The 24,716-nt window shown below is 73.2% G+C and carries 20 protein-coding genes and 1 pseudogene; 9 read left to right on the plus strand and 12 right to left on the minus strand.

From position 1 onward, the window contains the following. Window positions 1–2 precede the first annotated feature (2 nt). The 4 genes from JAO84_RS10955 to JAO84_RS10970 form a co-directional block, all read right to left on the minus strand. Complete coding sequence (locus JAO84_RS10955) at window positions 3–1,112, minus strand: RNA polymerase sigma factor (RefSeq protein ID WP_370416719.1); 1,110 nt, start codon at window positions 1,110–1,112, stop codon at window positions 3–5. Between the two features lie 86 nt (window positions 1,113–1,198). Continuing rightward, on the minus strand, window positions 1,199–3,097 hold the full coding sequence (dnaG, locus tag JAO84_RS10960) for a DNA primase (protein ID WP_370412633.1): 1,899 nt from the start codon (window positions 3,095–3,097) through the stop codon (window positions 1,199–1,201). 36 nt (window positions 3,098–3,133) lie between these two features. Continuing rightward, window positions 3,134–4,396: an FAD-dependent oxidoreductase gene (locus JAO84_RS10965; RefSeq protein WP_265862189.1), complete on the minus strand. Its 1,263-nt coding sequence runs from the start codon at window positions 4,394–4,396 to the stop codon at window positions 3,134–3,136. 142 nt (window positions 4,397–4,538) lie between these two features. After that, on the minus strand, window positions 4,539–5,900 hold the full coding sequence (locus JAO84_RS10970; protein WP_370412635.1) for a deoxyguanosinetriphosphate triphosphohydrolase: 1,362 nt from the start codon (window positions 5,898–5,900) through the stop codon (window positions 4,539–4,541). A 317-nt stretch (window positions 5,901–6,217) separates the two neighbouring features. On the opposite strand from JAO84_RS10970, the gene JAO84_RS10975 reads away from it, so the two are divergent. After that, window positions 6,218–9,586, plus strand: coding sequence for a FlgD immunoglobulin-like domain containing protein (locus JAO84_RS10975; protein WP_370412637.1), 3,369 nt, complete (start codon window positions 6,218–6,220; stop codon window positions 9,584–9,586). A 31-nt stretch (window positions 9,587–9,617) separates the two neighbouring features. Here JAO84_RS10975 and JAO84_RS10980 read toward each other — a convergent pair whose 3' ends face one another. Both JAO84_RS10980 and JAO84_RS10985 read right to left on the minus strand, forming a co-directional pair. Further along, a complete protein-coding gene (locus JAO84_RS10980; protein WP_370416720.1) occupies window positions 9,618–10,403 on the minus strand; it encodes a sirohydrochlorin chelatase in 786 nt (261 codons plus the stop codon). A gap of 127 nt (window positions 10,404–10,530) precedes the next feature. After that, on the minus strand, window positions 10,531–11,232 hold the full coding sequence (locus tag JAO84_RS10985; protein WP_370416721.1) for a hypothetical protein: 702 nt from the start codon (window positions 11,230–11,232) through the stop codon (window positions 10,531–10,533). Window positions 11,233–11,310: 78 nt separating this feature from the next. Here JAO84_RS10985 and JAO84_RS10990 point away from each other — a divergent pair, with 78 nt between their 5' ends. The 3 genes from JAO84_RS10990 to JAO84_RS11000 all read left to right on the plus strand — a co-directional run bounded on the left by JAO84_RS10990 (window position 11,311) and on the right by JAO84_RS11000 (window position 14,967). After that, window positions 11,311–12,036, plus strand: a complete 726-nt coding sequence (locus tag JAO84_RS10990) for an aquaporin (protein WP_370412639.1) — start codon at window positions 11,311–11,313, stop codon at window positions 12,034–12,036. Window positions 12,037–12,067: 31 nt separating this feature from the next. Continuing rightward, window positions 12,068–12,760 carry a vancomycin high temperature exclusion protein gene (locus JAO84_RS10995; RefSeq protein ID WP_370412641.1) on the plus strand — a complete coding sequence of 231 codons (693 nt, stop codon included), beginning with the start codon at window positions 12,068–12,070 and terminating at the stop codon, window positions 12,758–12,760. Window positions 12,761–12,870: 110 nt separating this feature from the next. Beyond that, window positions 12,871–14,967, plus strand: coding sequence for a molybdopterin oxidoreductase family protein (locus JAO84_RS11000; RefSeq protein WP_370412643.1), 2,097 nt, complete (start codon window positions 12,871–12,873; stop codon window positions 14,965–14,967). A 23-nt stretch (window positions 14,968–14,990) separates the two neighbouring features. Here the strand turns inward: JAO84_RS11000 and JAO84_RS11005 are convergent, their stop codons facing one another. After that, window positions 14,991–15,353, minus strand: a complete 363-nt coding sequence (locus tag JAO84_RS11005; protein WP_370416722.1) for a gamma-glutamylcyclotransferase family protein — start codon at window positions 15,351–15,353, stop codon at window positions 14,991–14,993. Between the two features lie 51 nt (window positions 15,354–15,404). Then, window positions 15,405–15,716 (minus strand): annotated as a pseudogene (cutA, locus tag JAO84_RS11010) (divalent-cation tolerance protein CutA); the annotation flags it as partial. 290 nt (window positions 15,717–16,006) lie between these two features. Between cutA and JAO84_RS11015 the strand changes: the two are divergent. Together JAO84_RS11015 and JAO84_RS11020 are read left to right on the plus strand one after the other, a co-directional pair. Then, window positions 16,007–16,561, plus strand: a complete 555-nt coding sequence (locus tag JAO84_RS11015; protein WP_370412645.1) for a hypothetical protein — start codon at window positions 16,007–16,009, stop codon at window positions 16,559–16,561. A gap of 113 nt (window positions 16,562–16,674) precedes the next feature. After that, the gene (locus JAO84_RS11020; protein ID WP_370412647.1) at window positions 16,675–17,295 is read left to right on the plus strand and encodes a class F sortase; all 621 of its coding nucleotides are present in this window, start codon (window positions 16,675–16,677) and stop codon (window positions 17,293–17,295) included. Window positions 17,296–17,311: 16 nt separating this feature from the next. On the opposite strand, the gene JAO84_RS11025 is transcribed toward JAO84_RS11020, so the two are convergent. Continuing rightward, window positions 17,312–18,097: a sulfite exporter TauE/SafE family protein gene (locus JAO84_RS11025; RefSeq protein ID WP_370412649.1), complete on the minus strand. Its 786-nt coding sequence runs from the start codon at window positions 18,095–18,097 to the stop codon at window positions 17,312–17,314. A gap of 195 nt (window positions 18,098–18,292) precedes the next feature. Here JAO84_RS11025 and JAO84_RS11030 point away from each other — a divergent pair, with 195 nt between their 5' ends. The 3 genes from JAO84_RS11030 to nirD are packed head-to-tail and all read left to right on the plus strand — an operon-like array spanning window position 18,293 to window position 22,586. Then, window positions 18,293–19,702, plus strand: coding sequence for an NAD(P)/FAD-dependent oxidoreductase (locus JAO84_RS11030; protein WP_370412651.1), 1,410 nt, complete (start codon window positions 18,293–18,295; stop codon window positions 19,700–19,702). Then, window positions 19,699–22,242 carry a nitrite reductase large subunit NirB gene (gene nirB, locus JAO84_RS11035; protein WP_370412653.1) on the plus strand — a complete coding sequence of 848 codons (2,544 nt, stop codon included), beginning with the start codon at window positions 19,699–19,701 and terminating at the stop codon, window positions 22,240–22,242. The genes JAO84_RS11030 and nirB overlap by 4 nt, the downstream gene beginning before the upstream one ends. After that, the gene (gene nirD, locus JAO84_RS11040) at window positions 22,239–22,586 is read left to right on the plus strand and encodes a nitrite reductase small subunit NirD (RefSeq protein ID WP_370412655.1); all 348 of its coding nucleotides are present in this window, start codon (window positions 22,239–22,241) and stop codon (window positions 22,584–22,586) included. Before nirB ends, nirD begins: the two co-directional genes overlap by 4 nt. Before the next feature lie 18 nt (window positions 22,587–22,604). Here nirD and JAO84_RS11045 read toward each other — a convergent pair whose 3' ends face one another. The 3 genes from JAO84_RS11045 to JAO84_RS11055 all read right to left on the minus strand — a co-directional run bounded on the left by JAO84_RS11045 (window position 22,605) and on the right by JAO84_RS11055 (window position 24,703). Continuing rightward, entirely contained in the window at window positions 22,605–23,033 is a 429-nt protein-coding gene (locus JAO84_RS11045; protein ID WP_370412657.1) for a VOC family protein, read from the minus strand. 116 nt (window positions 23,034–23,149) lie between these two features. Next, window positions 23,150–23,614 carry a group III truncated hemoglobin gene (locus tag JAO84_RS11050; RefSeq protein WP_265862203.1) on the minus strand — a complete coding sequence of 155 codons (465 nt, stop codon included), beginning with the start codon at window positions 23,612–23,614 and terminating at the stop codon, window positions 23,150–23,152. 60 nt (window positions 23,615–23,674) lie between these two features. Continuing rightward, window positions 23,675–24,703, minus strand: coding sequence for a hypothetical protein (locus tag JAO84_RS11055; RefSeq protein WP_370412659.1), 1,029 nt, complete (start codon window positions 24,701–24,703; stop codon window positions 23,675–23,677). Window positions 24,704–24,716 lie beyond the last annotated feature (13 nt).

Genomic DNA, 24,716 nt, shown 5'->3' on the forward strand with positions numbered 1-24,716 from the left:
GTTCAGTCCAGGTAGCCGCGCAGCTGGTCGGCGTAGGCATGGTCCCGCAGCTTGTTGAGGGTCTTCGACTCGATCTGGCGGATGCGTTCGCGCGTCACGCCGAAGATCCGGCCGATCTCCTCCAGGGTGCGGGGCCTGCCGTCGTCGAGGCCGTAGCGGAGCTGGACGACCTTGCGCTCGCGCTCGCCGAGGGTGGAGAGCACGGCCTCCAGGTGCTGGCGCAGCAGCAGGAAGGCGGCGGACTCGACGGGGGACGCGGCGTCGCCGTCCTCGATGAGGTCGCCGAGCGCGACGTCCTCCTCCTCGCCGACGGGGGCGTGCAGCGAGACCGGCTCCTGGGCGAGCCGCAGCACTTCGCCGACCCGTTCGGGGGCCAGGTCGAGCTGGGCGGCGACCTCTTCGGCGGTGGGTTCGTAGCCGCGTTCCTGGAGCATCCGGCGCTGGACGCGGACGACCCGGTTGATGAGTTCGACGACGTGCACGGGGACGCGGATGGTCCGGGCCTGGTCGGCGAGGGCCCGGGACATCGCCTGGCGGATCCACCAGGTCGCGTACGTCGAGAACTTGTAGCCGCGCGCGTAGTCGAACTTCTCCACGGCCCTGATGAGGCCGAGATTGCCCTCCTGCACCAGGTCGAGCATGGTGAGGCCGCGCCCCACGTACCGTTTGGCGACGGAGACGACGAGCCGCAGGTTGGCCTCGATGAGCCGGCGTTTGGCGATCCGGCCGAGGACCACGAGCCGGTCCAGGTCGAGCGCCAACTGGGAGTCGAGATCGGGGGTGTTGGCGAGTTTCTCCTCGGCGAAGAGTCCGGCCTCGACCCGGCGGGCGAGCTCGACCTCCTCCTCGGCGGTGAGCAGCGGCACCCGGCCTATCTCGCGCAGGTACTGCCGGAAGAGGTCGGAGGAGGGTCCGTTGCCGCCGAGGTCGACGCGGCGGCGCTGGGCGGGCACGGCCTCGGATTCCGGCTCCGCGGCCTCGACGGCCACGAGCTCGACCGGAGAGGGTTCGCGCGGCGACGGTTCGAGTGGAGAGAGCTCGCCCGGGGGCGGTTCGGTCACGGCGAGGGTCTGGGGCTGGGTCTGCACGGGGGGCGACCTCCAGGACGGGATGACACCGTCCGCTCAGTGTGTCGCACGACACAACACCGCCACGAGGGGCGTGCGGTGACTTTTTGAGTTCGCCGGGTGACCGAACGTTAGAGCGCGGCCGCGCCGTGGTTGCGCAGCGACTGCCCGTACTGGGTGAGCACCCACAGCTCGTTCTGTACGGCGGCCACCTGGGCGGGGTCGCCGTGCGGGCCGAGCCGGGCCAGGGTGCCCTGGACGTCGCGGATGCGCCGGTCGACGGCCCGGAGCCGTACGGTCACCAGCTGGTCGCCCGCGTACGCCTCGTCGACGATCTTCGCGAAGATCACCTCGACGGCGAGCTCGGTGACGAGCGCGCGCACGGTGTCGTCCGGGGCTGCCTCGCGGACCGCGTCGAGATAGTCGGCGGGCGCGTCGGTGGCACCGCCCGCGTCCATGACGCACTGGCGGACGGCCGCGTAGGGCGGGGCGGTGAACTCGTCCACCCCGTACGCGTCGAAGGCCGGGGAGACCAGCTCCGGGCGCTGCAGGGCGAGCTTGAGCAGCTCGCGCTCGGTGCGGTGGGCGGGGCTGCGCAGGTTGAGCGCGGGGCCGGCCGGGGCGGTGGGGGCCTGGATGCCGGCGGTGTCGTACGGCCGGCGCCGGTCGCCGCGGCGGTCGGGCTCCTTGCCGCCGCCACCGCGCTGCCAGCGGGCGATCTGGGCGACCCGGCGGACCACGAACTGGGTGTCCAGGATGCCGAGCATGCCGGCGAGCTGGACGGCGACCTCGTGCTGCGAGGCCACGTTCTTGATGCGGGCGACGATCGGGGCGGCCTCGTCGAGCGCGGCGGCCCGGCCGGACGGGATCTCCAGGTCGTAACGCCGGACGATCTGGCGGAGCGCGAACTCGAAGAGCGGGACGCGCGGCTCGACGAGGTCGGCGACGGCCTCGTCGCCCTTGGCGAGCCGCAGTTCGCAGGGGTCCATGCCGTCGGGGGCGATGGCGATGTAGGTCTCGGCCGCGAACTTCTGGTCGTCCTCGAAGGCGCGCAGGGCGGCCTTCTGGCCGGCGGCGTCGCCGTCGAAGGTGAAGATGACGCGGGCCGAGCCGTTGTCCATGAGGAGGCGGCGCAGGATCTTGATGTGGTCGCCGCCGAAGGCGGTGCCGCACGTGGCGATGGCGGTGGGGACGCCGGCCAGGTGGCAGGCCATGACGTCGGTGTAGCCCTCGACCACGACGGCCCGGCTGACCTTGGCGATGTCCTTCTTGGCCAGGTCGATGCCGTAGAGCACCTGGGACTTCTTGTAGATCGGCGTCTCGGGCGTGTTGAGGTACTTGGGCCCGTTGTCGTCCTCGCGGAGCCGGCGCGCGCCGAAGCCGACGACGTCGCCGCCGACGTCCTTGATCGGCCACATCAGGCGGCCGCGGAAGCGGTCGATGGGGCCGCGGCGGCCGTCCTGGGAGAGGCCGGAGAGGATCAGCTCGCGGTCGGTGAAGCCCTTGCCGCGCAGGAAGCGGGTGAGGTGGTCCCAGCCGGCCGGGGAGTAGCCGACGCCGAAGTGCTCGGCGGCGGCCTGGTCGAAGCCGCGCTCGGCGAGGAACTTCCGGCCGATCTCGGCCTCGGCGGAGCCGAGTTGCTCCGCGTAGTACTGGGCGGCGATCTTGTGGGCGTCGACCAGGCGGGTGCGTTCGCCGCGCTGGTGGCCGGGGTTGTAGCCGCCCTCCTCGTAGCGCAGGGTGATGCCCGCCTTGGCGGCGAGCCGCTCGACCGTCTCCGAGAAGGAGAGGTGGTCGATCTTCATCACGAAGGCGATCGTGTCGCCGCCCTCCTGGCAGCCGAAGCAGTGGAACAGGCCCTTGCTGGGGCTGACCTGGAAGGAGGGCGACTTCTCGTCGTGGAAGGGGCAGAGGCCCTTGAGGTTGCCGCCGCCCGCGTTGCGGAGCTGGAGGTACTCGGACACGACGGCGTCGATCGGGACCGCGTCCCGTACCGCCTTCACGTCGTCATCGTTGATCCTGCCTGCCACGGATGAATTCTACGGGGCCGGGCCACCGTTCCAGGGTCACGGAACCAGGCTCTCCAGGTCGACCGAGGCGTCCGCGAGGCGCTCCGGATCCACCTGGGCCCGGGACCGGATGAGCTTCTGGACGGGCTCTGTGACGTCCCACACATTCACGTTCATGCCCGCGATCACCCGGCCCTCCTTGAGCCAGAAGGAGATGAACTCGCGCTTGCCGGTGTCGCCGCGGACCACGACCTGGTCGTACGAGCCGGGCGGCGCCCAGCCGGAGTACTCCATGCCCAGGTCGTACTGGTCGGAGAAGAAGTACGGCACGCGGTCGTACGACACGTGCTGCCCGAGCATCGCGCGGGCGGCGGCCGGGCCGCCGTTGAGGGCGTTGGCCCAGTGCTCGACGCGGATCCGGTGGTGCAGCGAGGGGTGGTGGAAGGCGGCCACGTCGCCGGCCGCGAAGATGTCGGGGTCGGAGGTGCGCAGCGACTCGTCGACGGCGACGCCGCCGCCGTCGGCGCGGTCGACGAGGGCGAGCCCGGCGTTCTCGGCGAGGGCGGTGCGCGGGGCGGCGCCGATGGCGACGAGGACGGCGTGGGCGGGGTGCTCGTCGCCGTCGTCGGTGCGGACCGCGAGGACCATGCCGTCCTGTCCGGTGATCTCGGCGAGCCGGGCGCCGAAGTGGAAGCGGACGCCGTGGTCGGTGTGCAGGTCGGCGAAGAGCTGGCCGAGCTCGGGGCCGAGGACCCGGTGCAGCGGGGTGGGGTCGGCCTCGACGATCGTGACCTCGACGCCGTACCCACGGGCCGCGGAGGCGACCTCCAGGCCGATCCAGCCGGCGCCGGCGATGACCAGCTGGCCGTTCTCCCGGCCGAGCTTCCGGAGCTCGTCGCGGAGCCGCTCGGAGTGGGCGAGCCGGCGCAGATGGTGGACGCCGGCCAGGTCGGTGCCGGGGAGGTCGAGGCGGCGCGGCTCGGCGCCGGTGGCGAGGAGCAGCTTGTCGTAGCGGATGACGGTGCCGTCGCCGAGGCGGACGGTGTGCGCTTCGCGGTCGACGGCGGTGACGGTCTGGCCGAGGTGCAGCTCGACGTCGGCCTGGGCGTACCAGGCGGGCTCGTGGACGAAGACGGAGTCCCGCTCCTCCTTGCCGTTCAGATAGCCCTTGGAGAGCGGGGGGCGTTCGTAGGGGTGCTCGCGTTCGTCGCCGATGAGGATCACCCGGCCGTTGAACCCCTCGTCGCGCAGCGTCTCCGCCGCCTTGGCCCCGGCCAGGCCCCCGCCGACGATGACAAAGGTCTGATCTGCGTCGACCACGTTGATTCCTCCTCGTTTCGACCGGTTCCCTACGCTACGCCCCCGGGCGGGGCCGGGGCCGTACCGCCTCGGGGCATGCATGCGAGGGTCCCGCAACGGCCGGGAAGACGAAAGGGGGCGAACGGCCCCCGCGCACGGCCCCTCAGGCCCTCGGGGGGCGCAGGCGGGCGTGCAGGGTGCGGGCGGAGGCGTCGGTGAGGGAGGCGATCTGGTCGACGATCACCCGCTTGCGGGCACGGTCGTCGGGCGCGCCGACGAACAGCGCCCGGAACTGGGGTTCGAGCCCTTCGGGCGCGCGGGCGGCGAGGTCCTCGGCGAGCTCGGCGAGCACGATGCGCTGGTCGGCCCGGAGCGCCTCCTGCTCGGCGCGCTGCATCACGTACCGGTCGGCGACGGCCTTGAGGACGGCGCACTCGTTGCGGGTCTCGCGGGGGACGACCAGCTCGGCCGCGTACCGGGTCAGCCGGCCCGATCCTCCCCCAGAGCCTGAACGGCCTGGGTGGTACCCCCATGCCTCCCGGGTCGCGCCCTCGGCGGCGAGGCAGAAGCGCCCGATGAGCTGGCTGGTGGCGTCCTTGAGGCGGGCCTGGGCGACCGCCGAGCCGTCGTACCCGTGCGGCCACCACTCCTGGTCGAGCAGCCGGTCGAGGGCGTCGGCGAGCTCCTGCGGATCGGTGTCCTCCGGTACGTAGCGCCCGCGGGCGACGGCCCAGATGTCGGCCCGCTCGGGCTCGGCGAGCAGCAGGTTGGGGTCGATGTGCCCGGCGTGCAGCCCGTCCTCGACATCGTGCACCGAGTACGCCACGTCGTCGGACCAGTCCATGACCTGCGCCTCGAAGCACTTGCGGTGCCCGGGCGCGCCCTCCCTGATCCAGGCGAAGACCGGCAGGTCGTCCTCGTACACCCCGAACTTCGGCGAACCGGGGTCGGTGGGGTGCCCGCCGCGCGCCCACGGGTACTTGGTGGCGGCGTCGAGCGCGGCCCGGGTGAGGTTGAGCCCGACGCTGACGGGCTCGCCGGTGACGGGGTCGGTGACGAAGCGCTTGGGCTCGATCCGGGTGAGCAGCCTGAGCGACTGCGCGTTCCCCTCGAAGCCGCCGCAGTCCTTCGCCACGTCGTTCAGCGCCTGCTCGCCGTTGTGCCCGAACGGCGGGTGCCCCATGTCGTGCGCGAGGCACGCGGCCTCGACGAGGTCGGGGTCGCAGCCGAGCGCCGCCCCGAGCTCGCGCCCGACCTGGGCGCATTCGAGGGAGTGGGTGAGCCGGGTGCGGGGGCTCGCGTCCCACGCGTGGCTGCGCGTCCCGGGGGTGACCACCTGCGTCTTGCCCGCGAGCCGCCGCAGCGCGGCGGAATGCAGCACCCGGGCCCGGTCACGCTGGAAGGCGGTGCGCCCGGGGCGTTTGTCGGGCTCGGGGGCCCAGCGTTCGAGAGCGGCGGCGTCGTAGCCGGGGGTGGCGGGGACGTCGGGGGTGGCGGGGTCCGTGGGTTCGGTGATGCCTTCCATGCCCCGAAGGTAACGGGCGGGACGGACAAGTGGGGCAAGGACGCGGCCCCGGCTTGCCGCGGGCCGCGGATCAGGGCCGGAACTCGTAGGAGCACGGGCCGCGTTCGCCGACGCCCGCCGACGCGACGAGGCCGCGAGCGCCGGGCGGAGAGACCGGCCCACCTGCCGTCTGAACGGGTTCGAAATCGCACCCGGGACGGGCGGACCGCTGTTACGATCACGCCTTCGGACGGGAAGCGCCGGAGGGGGCCGCGCGGAGCACGCGCGAACGAAGGCCACCCGTCCCCAGCCTGATCAGGCTCTCGGAGGGGACTTCCTTGTACAGACACGCCCGCACCGCGCTGGCCGTGACCACCGCCCTCGGCATCGCCGCCGGCCTCGCCACCGCGGTCACGGCACCCGCGGCCGCCGCCCCGGCCGGTCCGTCCGGCACCACCGCCACCGACGAGGTGGTGATCCCGAACCCCGGCCGCGAACTGCCGCGCAGCGACTATCTGAAGCAGGCCGGCACCACCGGCTACGCCCATGTCCTCGAAGGCACCGGAACGGTCTGGACGGACTACGGCACCGGCACCCACACGCCCGTCACCGCCTCGGCCGCCGCAGGGCACTCCGGCCACTGGGCGACGATCAGCAGCGAACCGCTCGACCAGCCGCGCACGGTCACCATCCAGGAACTCGGCTCCGAGGCGCGGAAGACCGTCACGCTCCCGGCCGGCCTTCGGTGGTCCGGCGCGTACAACGCCGACACGACCCTCGCCTTCGGCATGGACGACACCGGCCGGCTGACCTCGCTCACGCTCTACCAGGCGGCCGAGGACGGCACCACGCGCGCCCGGCCCGTCGAAAATCTGCCCGAGCTGTACGGCGGGCTCGGCGCCTGGAAGCAGGACCTGCGGGGCGCGGTCCTGCGGACCCGCACGACGGCCACCGGACCGGTCACCCCGTTCCTGCTCGACTACGCCACGGCCACCATCACGGCGCTCCCGGCCGCCATGGGCACCCCCATCGCCCTCGCTCTCGGTGACCGCCACGTCGTGGGCTACCCCGGCGCCGGCAAGCCGCTGCTGTCCGTGCCCCGCGGCAACCCGACGGCCCAGCCGGTGGAGACCGTGCTCCCGGCCCCCGTCGACGGCGAGAGCTCCGGCGTCTCGTTCGCGGTGAGCGGCGACAACGTCGTCTACCAGCGCAAACTCCAGTTGCCCACCAATGGCACGCTGGCCGGCCGGGCGCTGCGCGCGATCCCTGTCGGCGGCGGCACGGCCACGGAACTCCTGAAGTACGCCGAGGAGGGCGGCTTCGCCACCGCTCCCGACGGCAGCGTCCTGGTCGCCGGCGGCACCGGGGCCCTCGACTGGGCCGTCCGCCGGATCGTCACCGGCGCCGACGGGGTGCCCCAGGTGACCCGGGTCCGGGACGTTCCCGCCATGCCGCGTGACATCCAGCGGCTCGCCCTGGGCGGCGGCCGGGTGAGCTACCTCAGCCCCCGGCGCGACTGGAACGAGCTGTTCGACGTCGACACGACCATGACCGGCACTCCCACGGCCGGTACGCCCACCAAACGATTCGCCTTCGCCGTCCACCCGGTCAGCGGCCTCGCCTCGCTCGGCGACGGCGACTCGGTGGCCCTGTGGGGCACGACCGTGGCCGCGCCGACCGAGCCGACCACGTACAAGGGCTTCGGCCTTCCGGCCGGCGAGACCGTCGTGGACGCGGCGGGACGGTATGTCGTGGTGAAGGCCGGCGACACCACCTACGTCGGTGACGTCGAGAACTACGACGGAAACAAGTCGTCCGTCCTGCTGACCCTGCAGAACTCCCCCGCCGCCGTGTGGGGCAGCAAGGCGTGGAAGCCCGCCGGGACCGCCCCGGCCTCGGGACTGGTCAACGCCTACGACCTGAAGACGGGGACGACCTCCCCGTCCGTCGACCTCATGTCCGGCTGCCGGCCGACCGACCTGCGGGCCGTGGGCCGCTGGCTGTACTGGGCCTGCGGGGCTGGCAAGGCCGGTGTCTACGACCAGACGCTGAAGAAGAGCGTTCCGGTCCCGGTCGGCGAGGCCCTGCTCGGCGACGGGTTCGTCGTCCGGCACGAGGGCGGCAAGCTGATGACGACGAACGCCGCCACCGGGCAGACCTCGGAACTCGCCGACCTGCCCGCCTCGTCCGCCTCGGACCGGGGCACGGGGTGGACCGTCGACAAGTTCGGCGCCCATGTCGCCTATCTCGACGCCGGGAAGAACATCCACGTCAAGCGCGTCCCGGTGGCCGCCCAGCCGTTCTCCCTGGTCGAGGGGAACGACCCGTTCGTCTCCGGGCCCATGGCCGCCCGTGTGCGGATGTCGCGCACCGTGGGTGCCTGGACGGCGGAGATCAAGAACGCGGCCGGCAGCACCGTACGCACCTATCGCGGCACCCGGGGCACCGCCGCCGGGGTGACGTTCGCCTGGGACGGCAGGGACGATCACGGGCGCGGTGTCGCGGCCGGCCGCTACACCTACGTCCTGACCCTGCAGCCCGCGGACGGTGCCGGCACGGCGCAGCGCGTCACCGGCACCCTCGACGCCTGGGACATCGGGCTCACCACCCTGCCGGGCACCTTCCGCCCGCTCACCCCGGCCCGCCTCATGGACACCCGCACCGGCCTCGGCGCGCCGAAGGCGAAGGTCGGCCCCGGCAAGACCGTCACGCTGAAGGTCGCGGGCGCCGGCGGAGTCCCGGCGACCGGGGTCAGCGCGGTCGTCCTCAACGTCACCGCGGTCAGCCCGACCGCAGCGGGCTTCGTCTCGGTCTACCCCTCCGGCACCCACCGGACCTCGGCGTCGAATCTCAACTTCACCGCCGGTCAGACCGTCCCCAACTCCGTCGTCGTCCCGGTCTTCGACGGCAAGGTCACCTTCTACAACAACAGCGGCTCGACCGACCTGCTCGCCGACGTGTCCGGCTTCTACCAGGAGGACCGGGCCGGCGCCGGCTACCAGCCGGTCACACCCCGCCGCCTGATGGACACGCGCACCGGCCTCGGCGCGCCGAAGGCCAAGGTCGGCGCGCGCGGCACGGTCACGCTGGCCGTACCGGAGACCTCGGCCAAGGCCGTGGTCCTGAACGTGACGGCGACCAACCCCACCAAGGCGAGCCATGTGTCGGTCCAGCCGTACGGTGCGCCGGGCGCCCCGGTCTCGAACCTGAACTTCACGGCGGGCCAGACCGTGGCCAACCATGTCGTCGTGCCGGTGGTGGACGGCAAGGTGACGTTCTACAACGCCGCGGGCACGGTCGACCTGATCGCGGATGTCGCCGGGTACTTCACGCAGGACGCGCACGGCGTGTTCACCGCCATGCAGCCGCTGCGGGTCCTCGACACCCGCTACTACTACGACGTGCCGCCCGCCAGGATCGGTGCCGGGCAGACGCGGACCCTGTGGGTCGGCGGCCGGGGCATCGTCCCGGCCGATGTGACGGCCGTGGTCCTGAACGTGACGGTCACCGGCCCGACGGCCACCGGCTATGTCTCGGTGTACCCGTACGGGACGGCGCGCCCGTCGGTGTCCAGCGTCAACTTCACCGCCGGCCGGACGGTGCCCAACCTGGTCGTCGTCCCGGTGAAGGACGGTCAGATCACGTTCTACAACCACGCGGGCAGCATCGACCTCATCGCCGACATCGCCGGCTACTACACCGGCTGATCCGGTCCATCGGCTCCCTCGGCCGCACGCGTCAGCGGGCGACGGCAAGTGCCGCCGCCCGCCGGCGCGTACGCGTACCGGACAGCGCCTCGTCGTAACGGTGCAGGACCAGGCGGGCCAGGGCCGGGTGGGGGCCGAGCGGGGCCGCGGCGAGCCAGGGAGCCTGGGCGGCGGCGCGGGCGGCGAAGCGGCCGGGGGCGGTGAAGCAGGAAGCCACGGCGACGCGGTGGCGGCCGCGGGCGGCGAGGGCGCGGACGGCCTCGGGGACGGTGGGGGCGGCGGCGGAGGTGTAGGCGGGGAGGACGGGGACGCCGCCGAGGCGCTCGCCGAGCAGCGCGGCGATCCGGCGGATGTCGGCGGCGGAGTCGGGGTCGCGCGAGCCGGCGGAGGCGAGGACCACTCCGGTGGCGGGCGAGGCTCCGTCCTCGGGGGCCCAGCCGGCCTCGGCGAGGCGGTCGGCGAGGGCCTCGACGAGAAGGGGGTGCGGGCCGAGGGGCGCGGCGATCCGGGCGCGGAGGGCGGGGGCGGCGGCGAGCGCGGCGGGCAGGTCGTGCTTGACGTGGTAGCCGGGGGCGAAGAGCAGCGGGACGAGGACGGCGTCACCGGTCAGGTCTGCCAGAACATCCGTGAGCAGCGGCGCGTTCAGCTCGATGTGCGCGAGGCGCACGTCGAGCCCGGGCCGCAGCTCGCGCACCCGGTCGAGCAGCGCGCCGAGCGTCGCCGCGGCCCGGGGGTCACGGCTGCCGTGGCCGACGGCTATCAGGGTGGGGGCGTAGGCGTCGGCGGCGCCCCGCCGCGCGAGGATGCGGCCGAGCATCCCGGCGGCGGTGCTGTCGAAGGCCGTGCTGGTGTCGGCGTCCGGCTCGTACGTCGTCATGGACCGATGTTTCACGGGGCACGTTGCCTGGCCGTTTCGCGCGGGTCACGGCTCGTTGGCGCCCCGCTCACCGCGCCAGCCACACCCGCAGCGGCCCGAGCGTCCCGAAGCCCGCAGCGAGCGCCGCGTCCAGGTCCTCGCCCGATTCGTAGCCGACGACCGGGAGGCCGGGGGCGGCGTGGGCGAGGGCGCCCGTCCAGGCGTACGAGGCGGGGACGCCGTCCGTCGTGAAGAGGTTGGAGATCCCGGTGACGCCGGCGGACTCGGTGAGGACGGCGCCGCCGAGGATCCGGCCGTCGGCGGCGTGACCCGCGACGATCGTGGTCGTCGGGTCGGCGAGGAGTGCGGGCCGGAAGAGGGCGGCCTCGTCGGCGTCGCCGCCGCTCCAGGCGAGGGCCCAGGCGGCGAGGTCGTCGGCCGTACGGACCGGGCGCCAGCCCTCGGCCGGCAGCGGGGACACGGGGGCCGGGCGGTGGATCCACTGGGCCTCGAAGAGGAGGCGGAAGCCCTCGGCGGTGAGGTCGAGCCGGGCGTGGCTGTCCTTGACGGAGGCGCCGGGGGCCGTGCGGTCGATGCCGGGCAGCAGGTCCGCGGCGGTCGCGTCCTCGGTCAGGGTCACGGCGTCCGGGTAGTAGAGCGGGGCGCGGCGCGGGCTGGTCCAGGCCCGGGGGCCGAAGGTGCCGGTCAGGCCGTGGGCGCGGCACATGGCGGCGCACCAGTCGGCGTTGTTGCGGACGGCGTGGGCGAGGAGCTCGGCTTCGGTGATCATCACCGGCGGATCGTACGGACTCCGCGCCCCTCTCCTCCCCTCTTTTTTCGTTCCGAATCACGGAATATCTTTTCCGCTATGAGAATGTCCCCGGCGTCGCTCCCCCGACGCGCCCTCGCCGAGTTCACCGGCACCGCCGCGCTCGTCGCCGTCATCGTCGGCTCCGGCCTCCGCGCCGACTCCCTCAGCCAGGACATCGGGGTCCGGCTGATCGCCAACGCCGCCGCCTCCGCCATCGGCCTCGGCCTGCTCATCGCGCTCATCGGCCCGCTCTCCGGCGCCCACTTCAACCCGGTCGTCACCCTCTCCGAGTGGTGGACCGGCCGCGCCAGGAACGGCGGCCGCGAGGCCCTCGCCTACATCGCCGCGCAGCTCGGCGGTGCCGTCGCGGGCGCGCTGCTCGCCGAGGCGATGTTCGGCCGCGCCCCCGGTGCCGGCCTCGCCACCGCCCAGCGCGCCGAGCTCCACCTCCTCCTCGGCGAGGCCGTCGCGACCGGCGGCCTCGTCCTCGTCGTCCAGGGCCTGCGCCGCATCGGCCGCCCCTCGCTCGCCCCGGTCGCCGTCGCCGGCTACATCGGCGCGGCCATCTGGTTCACCTCCTCCGGCTCCTTCGCCAACCCGGCGGCCACCGTCGGCCGGGCCTTCTCCGACTCCTTCACCGGCATCGCCCCCGGCTCCGTGCCCGCCTTCGCCGCCGCCCAGCTCCTCGGGATGCTGCTCGGCATGGGCGTCTCCGTACTGCTGTACGGATCGGACCGGGTCGCGAGCGAACCGAAACCCGCCGAATCGCGTCGGACGGAGTGACCACTTCTTCCCGACCACGGAGGTCCACCCGATGCGCGGCGTACGTCTGCCCCGCCTCCCCCGCACCACCCGGGGGCGCCGCCGCGCCGTCCAGGCCCTCATGCTCGGGGCGGTGCTCGCCCTCGCGCCCGCCACCTGGATGCGGGTCACGACCGAGGACCGGCTGCGCACGACGGCGGACGTGCCCGCGCAGGACGTGGCCGTGGTGTTCGGCGCCGGACTGTGGAAGGGCCGGCCCACCCCGTACCTCGCGCACCGGCTCGACACCGCCGCCGAGCTCTACCGCGACGGCAAGGTCAAGGTCCTCCTCGTCACCGGCGACAACAGCCGCACCGAGTACGACGAGCCCAGCGCCATGCGCACGTACCTGGCCAAGCGCGGGGTGCCGGACGACAAGGTCGTCAGCGACTACGCGGGCTTCGACACCTGGGACTCCTGCGTCCGCGCCAAGAAGATCTTCGGCGTCGACCGGGCGGTCCTGGTCACCCAGGACTTCCACATCAAGCGGGCGGTCGCGCTGTGCGGGGCGGCGGGCGTGGAGTCGTACGGGGTCGGGGTCGGCGAACCGAAGGACGCCACCTGGTACTACGGCACCACCCGCGAGCTCGCCGCCGCCGGCAAGGCCGCGCTCGACGCGGCGCTGCGCCCCGACCCGCGCTTCCTCGGCGAGCGGGAGGACGGCGTGACGAAGGCGCTGGCGGCGCCGCCGCGTACGAACGGCTGATCCGGGGCCTCTCCGCCTCACCCCGTACGCGTTACGGACAGGAGCTCACGGCACCTCGCCCGTAATGCGGGGCGAGCACGCCCGTAACACTCCCGTCGCATCCTCGGACCATGTCCGAGGTCACCACCGTTCCCACGGTTCCCACGCACTGCCCCTACTGCGCGCTGCAGTGCGGCATGAACCTGCGGCCCACCGCCGCGGGCGCGCTGCCGGCCGAGGTGGTCGACCGGCCGGACTTCCCCGTGAACCGGGGCGCGCTGTGCGGCAAGGGCCGCACCGCGCCCGCCGTGCTCTCCTCCCGGGTCCGGCTCACCGAGCCCCTGGTCCGCTGCCCTGACACGGGGGCGCTGGAGCCCGCGACCTGGGAGGAGGCCCTGTCCGCCGTCGCCGAGGGGCTGAGCCGTACCCGCGCCGGCCACGGCGCCGATGCCGTGGGGGTCTTCGGCGGCGGCGGCCTCACCAACGAGAAGGCGTACGCGCTCGGCAAGTTCGCCCGGCTCGTCCTCGGCACCTCGCAGATCGACTACAACGGCCGCTTCTGCATGTCGTCCGCGGCCGCCGCCCACCAGCGGGCCTTCGGGCTCGACCGGGGCCTGCCCTTCCCCCTTGAGGACATCCCGAAGACCGGCTGCGTGATCCTCGTCGGCTCCAACCTCGCCGAGACCATGCCGCCCGCGCTGCGCTACCTCACCGAGCTCAAGGCCAACGGCGGCAAGCTGATCGTCGTCGACCCGCGCCGCACCCGGACCGCCGAACAGGCCGATCTGCACCTCGCGCCGCGCCCCGGCACCGACCTGGCGCTCGCCCTCGGCATGCTGCACCTGGTCGTCGCCGAGGGGCGGGTCGACGAGGAGTTCGTGGCCGCGCGTACGGAGGGCTGGGCGGAGGCGCGGGCCGGGGCGATGTCCCACTGGCCCGAGCAGGTGGAGCGGATCACCGGTGTGCCGGTGCCCGAACTCCGCGAGGCGGTACGGATGTTCAGCGAGGCCGGGACCGGCATGGTGCTCACCGCACGCGGCCCCGAGCAGCAGTCCAAGGGCACCGACACCGTCGGCGCCTGGATCAATCTGTGCCTGGCCACCGGCAAGGCCGGCCGCCCGCTGTCCGGCTACGGCTGCCTCACCGGCCAGGGCAACGGCCAGGGCGGCCGCGAGCACGGCCAGAAGGCCGACCAGCTGCCCGGCTACCGCAAGCTCGACGACCCGGCCGCCCGGGAGCACGTCGCCGGGGTGTGGGGGGTCCCGCCGGAGTCCCTGCCGGGGCCGGGCCGCAGCGCGTACGAACTCCTCGACGCGCTCGGCCGGGACGTGAAGGCCCTCCTCCTCATGGGCTCCAACCCCGTCGTCTCCGCCCCGCGCGCCGCCCACATCGAGGAGCGTCTGAAGTCCCTGGACTTCCTGGCCGTCGCCGACGTCGTCCTCTCCGAGACCGCGGCCCTCGCCGACGTCGTCCTGCCCGTCACCCAGTGGGCCGAGGAGACCGGCACCACCACCAACCTGGAGGGCAGGGTGCTGCTGCGCCGCCGGGCCCTCACCCCGCCGCCCGGGGTCCGCAGCGACCTGGAGGTGCTGCACGGGCTCGCCGCCCTGCTCGGCTGGGAGAAGGGCTTCCCGGCCGACCCGGAGGAGGTCTTCGGCGAGCTGCGGCGCGCCTCGGCGGGCGGCCCGGCGGACTACTCCGGCATCAGCTACCGCCGGATCGAGGAGGAGCAGGGCGTGTTCTGGCCCTGCCCCGACGAAGGCCACGCCGGCACCCAGCGGCTCTTCCTGGACCGCTTCGCCACGCCCGACGGCCGGGCCCGTTTCGTGCCGGTCGTGCACCGGGCGGCGGCCGAGGAGACGGACGCCGACTACCCGGTGGTGCTGACCACCGGCCGGGTCGTCGCCCAGTACCAGTCCGGCGCGCAGACCCGGCGGGTCGACGAGCTGAACGCCGCCGCGCCTGGCCCGTTCGTGGAGCTGCACCCGCGGCTCGCCGAGCGGCTCGGGGTCGCGGAGGGCGAGGCCGTGGCCGTGGTGTCGCGGCGCGGGCGGGCGGTCGCGCCGGCCCGGATCACCGCCGCGATCCGCCCGGACACCGTCTTCATGCCCTTCCACTGGCCGGGCGAGGGCCGCGCGAACACGCTCACCAACCCGGCGCTCGACCCGGTGTCGAAGATGCCCGAGTTCAAGGTGTGCGCGGTCCGCCTGGAGCGCGCCGCCTCCTGAAGACCGATCGCTGTTGGCTACGGCTACGGGCGGTCGAACCAGTCGCCGCTCTCGATGACCGGGCCGAGGGGCGCGTCCGGCGCCGCCAGGAACACCCAGGCGGACACCCGCGCCCCGTCCCGTACCCGTACGACGTCCATCGCCACCCGCTCGTACCCGACGGGCAGCTCAAGGCGGTCGAGCAGGCCGAACAGATCGAGGTAGTCGCCGGACGAGGGCGTGAGCAGGCTGCCGACGACCCGGCCCCGCTCCGCCGGGACGGCATACGGATAGCCGGGCCCGTCGTGCAGGACCGCCCCGTGCAGCACGGCCTCCGCCTCGGTGCCGATCCGGCCGGCGAGGAACCGGTCGTGGTTGTACCCGCCCGGGCGCAGCGTCCCGTACACGAAGAACGGCCGCTCGGCGTCCGGCCGCGCCGGGGCCTCGACGGCGGCGAGCGCCGTCGTCTCCCGCTCGACCCAGCGGGCGTACTCCTCGCTCACCCGGTTCACCCGGGTCGCGACGATCTCCGGGGTCTCGTAGTCGTGGGCGGCGAGGAGGTGCGCCTCCAGGGCCGGGTAGCGCGCCTCGGTGGTCTTGAACACCACCTGCCACTCCTCCGCGGTCTCGATCGAGCCGTGCCAGTGGTACACGGAGGAGACCGGCCCGGAGACCTGCGCGCAGGCGGCGACCCGGGCCTCGACGGCCCCGCGCGCCAGGGCCGTGGCCTTGGCGCGGGCGTCGGTGCTGGTGACGACGGTGACGATCACGCCTTCACCGTACGGGCGAACCGGCCCGTGTGCAGCCGGGCCGGGTACAGCCGGGCGGCACAGGCTCGGGCCCGCCGGGGGCGGCGGTGATCACCCGTTCGGCACGGACCGTCAGCTGACGCCGTGAAACCCGCTCTCACCTGCGCAAACGCGGGATCTCCAGCGACACGCCGCACCTGAACGGACGCATTCTGATCCTCCATCAGCAGGCGGCTGGCGCGTCCACGCATTTATGTCGGTCCTACGGAAGCCCCTTTCCGTACGAACGTCCGCGCGCCACGGAGGCCACCATGCGCCGCACCCCTGTCCCCCTGCTCACCGGTACCGCGCTCACGGTCCTCGCGCTCGGCGCGCTCGCCGCGCCCGTGGCGTACGCGAACAACGACGGTCACGAGAACTCCGGTCGCGAGAACTCAGGGCACCAGAACTCGCAGTCCCTGGAGATCTTCCCCTCCTCCGCCGACCCCGGCACCACCGTCACCGTGAACACCCTCGCCTGCGGCTCCCACGGCCACGGGGTGGGCGACGCGAACTCGCTCGGCGCGGGCGAGTTCCAGCTCAACCCGAGCACGCACAAGGAGGTCGTGGTGGGCCAGTTCACCGTGCCGCACCACGCCAAGTCGGGGACCTATCCGATCAGCGTCGCCTGCGACAACGGCAAGACCGCGCGCGGCGACCTCTTCGTCAAGCACAAGACCCCGAGCGGCCATGTGCAGACCGGTGTCGGCGGCAGCGTGGGCCCCGACACCGCCCAGGTCACGGCGGGCGTGGCGGTGCTGGCCGCGGCTGCCGTGGGCGGTACCTGGCTCCTGCGCCGCCGGGCGAGCGGCGCGCAGGACGGCTGAACGCCGTACCGCCTCCGTCCTGCCCCCGCCGCGCGCCCGCTGACGGCCCGGCGGGGGCAGGACCATCCGGAAGACCCGTACACCGGAAGACCCGTACAAAGGAAGAAGCCCAGGTGAGCAACCGCAGCAAGGGCTGGGGAATAGCCGTCGCCGCCTGCGTCGGGCTGTGGATGATCCAGAACGGCTCGGGCGAGGTCACCCCGCCGATCCCCACGGCCGCGCAGGCCTTCGCCGCCGGCCCGAGCGTGCACACCGACGCCGCCGCCGATCCGCTGCCGCCCTCGTCCCCGCTGCGGCTGCGGATCCCCGAGATCGACGTCGACACGCCCCTGACCGGCCTCGGCCTCGGCCCCGACGGCGCCCTGGAGGTGCCGCCGGCCGACGACCGCAATCTGGCCGGCTGGTACGAGAACGGCACCCGGCCCGGCGCCAAGGGCACCGCGATCGTCGCGGGACACGTCGACAACGCGCAGGGGCCCGCCGTCTTCTACGCGCTCGGCGCGCTGAAGAAGGGGCACCGGATCGAGGTGGACCGGCAGGACGGCCGTACCGCCGTCTTCACCATCGACGCCGTCGAGGTCTACGAGAAGGACCGCTTCCCGGACGCCAGGGTGTACGGGGAGGCGGACCGGGCCGAGATCCGGGTGATCACGTGCGGCGGCGGCTTCTCGAAGAAGGCGGGCGGCTACCTCGGCAATGTCGTCGCCTTCGGCCACCTCATCGGGGTGAAGTGACGGCTCGAAGCGACGGCTACGCCCACTGGTCGAAGGCGAGCTTCGCGACCAGCGAGAAGACGACCACGAGCAGCACCCCGCGGACGAACTCCGCGCCCTTCGCCAGCGCCATCCGCGCGCCGATCATGCCGCCGACCAGGTTGAACACCGCCATGACGGCGGCGAGCAGCCACAGCACATGCCCCTGGTAGGCGAACATCGCGAGCGCGCCCGCGTTGGTGCAGACGTTGACGATCTTGGAGGTGGCGGAGGCCGTCACCAGGTCGAGGTGGAGCACGGCGGTGAGCGCGAGCACCAGGAAGGTGCCGGTGCCGGGCCCGAACAGACCGTCGTAGAACCCGATGCCGCCGCCGACCACGACGATCGCGGTGACGATCCGGGCCCGGGTGAGCGGGGGCCGGTCCTCCTCCGCCGTACGGCTGCCGAAGGACGGCCGCAGCATCACGAACGCGGCGACCCCGAGCAGCACCACCATGATCACCGGCCGCAGCACCGCGCTGCTGATCCCGGCCGCGAAGAAGGCGCCGCCCATCGACCCGACGAGCGCGGCGAGCCCGATCCGCACCGCCGTACCGACCTTGACCGGCGCCCTGCGGAGATACGTGAAGGCCGCGCCGGACGTCCCGACGATCGACACCGCCTTGTTGGTGCCGAGGATCTGCGCGGCCGGCACGTGCGGCAGGCCGAGGAGGAGGGCGGGCAGCTGCAGCAGCCCGCCGCCGCCGACCACGGCGTCGATCCAGCCGGCGGCCAGCGCCGCGAGGCAGAGCAGGACGAGTGTGGTCAGGGATATGTCAGGCATGGGGGTGAGCCTAGAGCCCCGATGTATGCACCAGCCATCGATCCCGAGGAGTCTTGAGCTACGTCTGAGCCTTGTCGGCGCGTCGTATACGTCGAAGGGCCCTCACAGTGCGGAGCGGCGGCGGTGAGATCAGCGTTCCGTACGGGAAACAGTCGGGATCCCGTCGGGTAACACCCGCCGCGCACTCTTCCGGGTATGAGTACACGGATCGTGGTGGTCGGGGGCGGAACGGCGGGTGCCCGGCTCGCCCAGCGCCTGCCGGTCACCCTGCTCGGCGAGGAGCCGCACGCACCGTACAACCGGCTGCTGCTCGCGGACGTCCTCGCCGGGCGGTACGGCCCCGAGGTCATCGCGCTGCCCGCGGCGCGCGAGCCGGCCCGGCTCGGCGCCGGCGCGCGGGCGGTGCGGATCGACCGCGCGGCCCGCACGGTGGAGTGCGCGGACGGCTCCCTCGTCCCGTACGACCGGCTGGTCCTGGCGACCGGCGCGGCGCCGGTGCTGCCGCCGCTGCGCGGCCTGCGCGGGGCGCAACTGCCCACCGGGGTGCACCCGTTCCGCACCCTCGACGACTGTCTGGCGCTGCGCGAGCTGGTCCGGCCCGGAGTGCGGGCGGTCGTCGTCGGCGGCGGACTGCTCGGCGTCTCGGCGGCCCGGGCGCTCGCGGCGGGCGGCGCCGAGGTGATGCTCACCCAGCAGGGCGAGCGCCTCATGGAGCGCCAGCTCGACGACGAGGCCGCGGCCCTGCTCCGTACCCACCTCACCGACCTCGGCGTCGAGGTCCACACCGAGTGCCGGGTCAGCGGGCTGCGGCAGCAGAACGGCGCCGTCACCGCCGTCGAACTCGCCGACGGCTTCGTCCTCGACGCCCAGATCGTCGTCCTGGCCTGCGGGGTCCGCCCCCGCGTCGCCCTCGCCCGCGAGGCGGGCCTCGCCCTCCGCACGGGCGTCGTCGTCGACGACGAGCTCCGCACCTCCGACCCGTACATCCACGCGATCGGCGACTGCGCCGAACACGCCGGCCGCGTCTACGGCCTCGCGGGCCCGGCCCTGGAACAGGCGGACGTCCTGGCGGAGCTGCTGACGGCGGAAGCGGACGCCCCCGCCGTCCCGTGTGGGCAATCGTCCCGCAGGGCGTGGGGGTCCCCCCAGGGCGAAGCCCTAGGGGGAGGGTGGGCTACACGGGACGGCGCCCATGCGGGCGCGTTCCGCACCCGGGCCCACCCGCACCACGAGGACGCCGCGCCCGGGCCGCACGTACAGGCCCCGGGGGCGGAGGCACCCGCAGAGGTGCCGCCCGCGACGGACCGCCCCCGATACACCGGCACCCGCGCCCTCACCCGCCTCACCCTCGGCGGCGCCCAGCCCCTCGACCTCGCCGCCTTCGGCGAAGCCACCCCGCTGCCCGGCGACGACGTCGTACGGCTCACCGACGCCACCCGCGGGGCCTACCGGAAGGTCGTCGTGCGCGGCGACCGGCTGGTGGGCGGCGTACTGCTCGGCGACCTGGGCGCCGTCGGGACGCTCGCCCGGGCCTGGGAGGGCGACGAGGCCCTGCCGGACGCCCCCCTGCTGCACCTGCTCACCCACGACGGAGGCTCCTCATGACGACCTCGACCACCCCGACCACCCCTGCCGCCCCCACCATCGTCCTGGTCGGCCACGGAATGGTCGGCCAGCGGTTCCTGGAGGCGCTCGCGGAGCGGGGCGTCACCGCGCGGGCCCGGGTCGTGGTGCTCTGCGAGGAGCCCCGGCCCGCCTACGACCGCGTCCAGCTGACCTCGTACTTCTCCGGCCGCACCCCCGACGACCTCTCCCTCGTCCCGGACGGCTTCCTCGCCGAGCACGGCATCGAGCTGCACACCGACGAGCCCGTCACCGCCGTGGACCGGGCCGCCCGCACGGTCACCACCGGCTCCGGTCAGGTCTTCGCGTACGACACGCTCGTCCTGGCCACCGGCTCGTACCCCTTCGTGCCGCCGGTCCCCGGCAAGGACGCCCGCGGCTGCTTCGTCTACCGCACGATCGAGGACCTGCTCGCGATCGAGGAGTACGCGAAGGGCCGCACCACCGGCGCGGTGGTCGGCGGCGGCCTGCTCGGCCTGGAGGCGGCCGGCGCGCTGAAGGGCCTCGGCCTGGACACCCACATCGTGGAGTTCGCGCCGCGCCTGATGCCGGTGCAGGTCGACGAGGGCGGCGGCGCGGCCCTGCTGCGCACCATCGAGCAGATGGGCCTGACCGTCCACACCGGGACCGGCACCCAGGAGGTCGTCACCGAGGACGGCGCGGTCACCGCCATGCGCCTCTCCGACGGCTCCGAACTCGCCACGGAGATGGTGGTGTTCTCGGCGGGCGTCCGCCCCCGCGACCAGCTGGCCCGCGACTGCGGCCTGGACGTCGGCGAGCGCGGCGGCATCGCCGTGGACGAGCTGTGCCGGACCTCCGACCCGGCCGTCTTCGCGATCGGCGAGTGCGCGCTCGCCTCGGACGGGCGGGTGTACGGCCTGGTGGCGCCCGGCTACGAGATGGCATCGACCGCCGCCGCGACGATCGCCGACGAGACCGTCAGCGGCTTCACCGGCGCCGACCTGTCGACCAAGCTGAAGCTGCTCGGCGTCGACGTGGCCTCCTTCGGCGACGCCCACGGCACCGCCGAGGGCTGTCTCGACGTCGTCTACTCCGACTCCCGCTCCGGCATCTACAAGAAGCTCGTCGTGGACGGCGAGGGCGTGCTGCTCGGCGGCGTCCTGGTCGGCGACGCCGAGGCGTACGGCATGCTGCGCCCGCTCACCGGCAGCAAGCCGCCGGTCTCGCCCGAGCAGCTGGTGCTCCCCGCGGGCGTCGGCGCGCCGGTCGCGCTCGGCCCCTCCGCCCTCCCGGACGACGCCGTCATCTGCTCCTGCCACAACGTCACCAAGCACGCGATCAGCCAGTGCACCAGCCTCCCCGAGGTGAAGAAGTGCACCAAGGCCGGCACGGGCTGCGGCAGTTGCGTGAAGGTGATCGAGAAGCTGCTGCCTGCGGCCACCGACAAAGGGCTCTGCGGCTGCTTCTCGTACACCCGCAGCGAGCTCTACGAGATCGCTCGTACCCTCCGCGTGACCTCCTTCGCCGCGCTGCTCGACTCGCACGGGCGGGACGAGGCGAAGGGCGGCGAGGGCTGCGAGGTGTGCAAGCCGACCGTCGGCTCCATCCTGGCCTCGCTCAACAACGGTTACATCCTGGACGGCGAGCAGGCGGCGCTCCAGGACACCAACGACCACTTCCTCGCCAACATGCAGCGCAACGGCTCCTATTCGGTGGTGCCGCGCATCCCGGGCGGCGAGATCACCCCCGAGAAGCTGATCGTGATCGGCGAGGTGGCCCGCGACTTCGGCCTCTACACGAAGATCACCGGCGGCCAGCGGATCGACCTCTTCGGCGCCCGGGTCGACCAGCTCCCCTCCATCTGGACCCGGCTCGTCGACGCCGGCTTCGAGTCCGGCCACGCCTACGGCAAGGCGCTGCGCACGGTGAAGTCCTGTGTGGGACAGACCTGGTGCCGCTACGGCGTCCAGGACTCCGTGAAGATGGCGATCCTGCTCGAACTGCGCTACCGCGGCCTGCGCGCCCCGCACAAGCTGAAGTCCGCGGTCTCCGGCTGCGCCCGCGAGTGCGCCGAGGCCCAGTCGAAGGACTTCGGGATCATCGCGACCGCGAGCGGCTGGAACCTGTACGTGGGCGGCAACGGCGGCGCCACCCCGCGCCACGCCGATCTGCTCGCCCAGGATCTGTCGGACGCCGAACTGATCCGGCTGATCGACCGGTTCCTGATGTTCTACATCCGCACCGCCGACCGCCTGGAGCGGACCTCGGTGTGGCTGGAGCGTCTGGAGGGCGGCCTCGACCACCTCAAGGACGTGGTGGTGCACGACTCACTCGGCCTGTGCGACGAGCTGGAGGCGCTGATGGCCGCGCACGTCGCCGGCTACCGGGACGAGTGGGCGGAGACCCTCGACGACCCGGACCGGCTGCGGCGCTTCGTCTCCTTCGTGAACGCGCCGGAGACGCCCGACCCGACGGTGAAGTTCGTGCCGGAGCGCGACCAGATCAAGCCGGACCTGCAGATCCTCACGATCGGCACCCTGGAAGGAGCCACCTCCCGATGACGACGATGACGACGACGGCGATCCTCGAACTCTCCCCCGATGCCGAGTCCTGGATGCCGGTCTGCGAGGAGGCCCGGCTCACCCCGGGCCGGGGCATGGCCGCGCTGCTGCCGGACGGCCGGCAGGCCGCCGTCTTCAGGGACCGGTCCGGCCGTGCGTACGCGATCGACAACCGCGACCCGTTCACCGGCGCCCAGGTGCTCTCCCGGGGCCTGGTCGGCTCGGCGGACGGCCGGCCGTTCGTCGCCTCGCCGCTCCTGAAGCAGCGCTTCGACCTGGAGACGGGCCGCTGCCTGGACGACGACGAGGTGACGGTGGCGGTGTACCCGGTCCGTACGGCCTAGCCGGACCTGCTGCGTGGCTCAGCCCTGCGGCGCGTCGCCCTCGACCGCCGCGGGGTCCATCCACATGACCTCCCAGTGGTGCCCGTCGAGGTCGGTGAAGGAACGCCCGTACATGAAGCCCATGTCCATCGGCGGCAGCACCGCGCCGCCGCCGGCCGCCAGCGCCTTGTCCGCCAGCTCGTCGACCTTCTCGCGGCTCTCGGCGCTGAGCGCGCACATCACCTCGGTCGACTTCGTCGCGTCGGAGACCACCTTGCCCGGCGCGGCGAAGCCGAGGAACTTCTCCTCGGTGAGCAGCATGGTGAAGATCGTGTCGCTGATGACCACACAGGCGGCGGTCTCGTCGGTGAACTGCGGGTTGATGGTGTAGCCGAGCTGCTCGTAGAAGGCCTTGCTCGCGTCCAGGTCCTTCACCGGCAGGTTCACGAAGATCATCTGCGGGGCCATGGTGTCCGTCCACTCTCTCGTCCGTCGGTGCCGTGTCGGCGCTTTCGAGAGTTAAGACGGGCGGGCCCGGCGGAACTCATCGCCCCGCCGACACTTTCCTCGAAAATCCTTCCCGCTCAGGCGACGGACCGCAGCGTGAGCGCCGCCAGCGGGACGAATCCGCCGCTGCCTCCGACGCCCTCGGGCGCGTCGGTCGACGCCTCGGCCCCGCCGAGCCGCCGCAGCATCGCGACCGCGATCCGCTCCCCCTGCGCCTTGGCCCGCTCGGCCAGCGGCCCCGCGTGCCGCCCGTCGATCGTGGCCCGCCACAGCTGCACCCACCGCCCGAAATGGGCGGCGGTCAGCGGACGTACGGAGTCCAGCGCGGCGTGCGGCCCGAACGCGTCCCGCCGGTACTCGGCGCTGCGGAACAGGGCCCGCTCCCAGAAGTCGCCGATCCTCGGCAGGTGGGTGTCGAGATCGGTGCCGGCGACCTCGGTGAAGAACGGCCCGATGAGCGGGTCGGCGAAGGCCGCCTCGTAGAAGCGGCGCAGCAGGGCGTCGAGGTCGGCGCGGTCGCGGATGTCACGGGTGACGGCCATGGGACGAGGGTCGCGGATCGGACGGGGCGGGGGCCAGTGCCGAAGGTCCCTGGACCCGGATCAGAGCGTCCAGCGTCGTACGGTTTCCGTCGCGTGCTCGTGCGTGAGCCACGTGCCGTCGCCCAGCGGGCGGGCCACGCTGTCGACCGTGCCCGGGGGGTAGGTGACGCGCCCGCGAATCTCCAGGGTGCGGGCGTCAAGGAGCCAGGTGCCGGTCTCCTCCGGGTCGGAGGAGAACTCGATCCCGGTGGTGGCGAGCACGGTGTCCCCGTCGAGGAAGCCGCAGCACCAGTCCCAGGGCAGCTCACGCCGCTCTGCGAGGAGCGTGCCGTCGAGGGCGTGCATCTGAAGGTCGTTGAGGTTGTGCTCGATGGTCAGGAAGCCAGGGTGGTTGGGGTGGACGTCGGCCAGAACCCGGTCAAGGCCCTCGTTCAGCTCGTCGTGGACGGCCAGTGTCTCCCCGTCCCAGCGGCCCCAGTAGACGAGCGCGCCGTCCTGTCCCATGCCGACGCACAGGCCCATGTGGACGCCGTCGGGGTGCGAGGTGTGCCAGGAACCCGAGGCAGCACTGTCCAGCTCCCATCGGGCCAGCTCGCGGCCGTCTCTCGCGTCAAGGACGACCCAGTGTTCCCCGTACTCCTCAGAGTCCACGACGTGAGCCCAGACGAGGCGGCCGTCGTCGGACACCCGACAGGAGCCCGACGCATTGCCTCGGCAGACCTGCTGCTCGTCGCCGGTGTGGGCGTGGCCGACCTCCTGGTTCCAGCAGCCGTGCACGTACGACCACAGCGTGCCGCCGTCGGCCGCGACGGCCCGTACCGACCGCTGGCCGGAGAAGACGGCAAAGGTGCTGTCCGGGCTCACCGAGTGCACTCCTCGATCCCAGCCGGGCCAGGGCAGCGGAAAGACGGTCTCCGGAGCCCGCTCCCCCGCCAGGAGGGCTGCGCGGTCGTGGACCGCGAGCTCGGCTCCGTGCTTCAGCAGGACTCTGCGCTGCTCGTGTCCCCCGCTCTCGAAGACGCTGCCTTCGAGGAGCGCGCGCACTCCGGGAACCGAAGGCGAACCGATCAGGCGTGCGACGAAGTCCATGGCCGGAACCTAC

It is taken from the genome of Streptomyces fradiae (assembly GCF_041270065.1).
Lineage (GTDB): Bacteria > Actinomycetota > Actinomycetes > Streptomycetales > Streptomycetaceae > Streptomyces.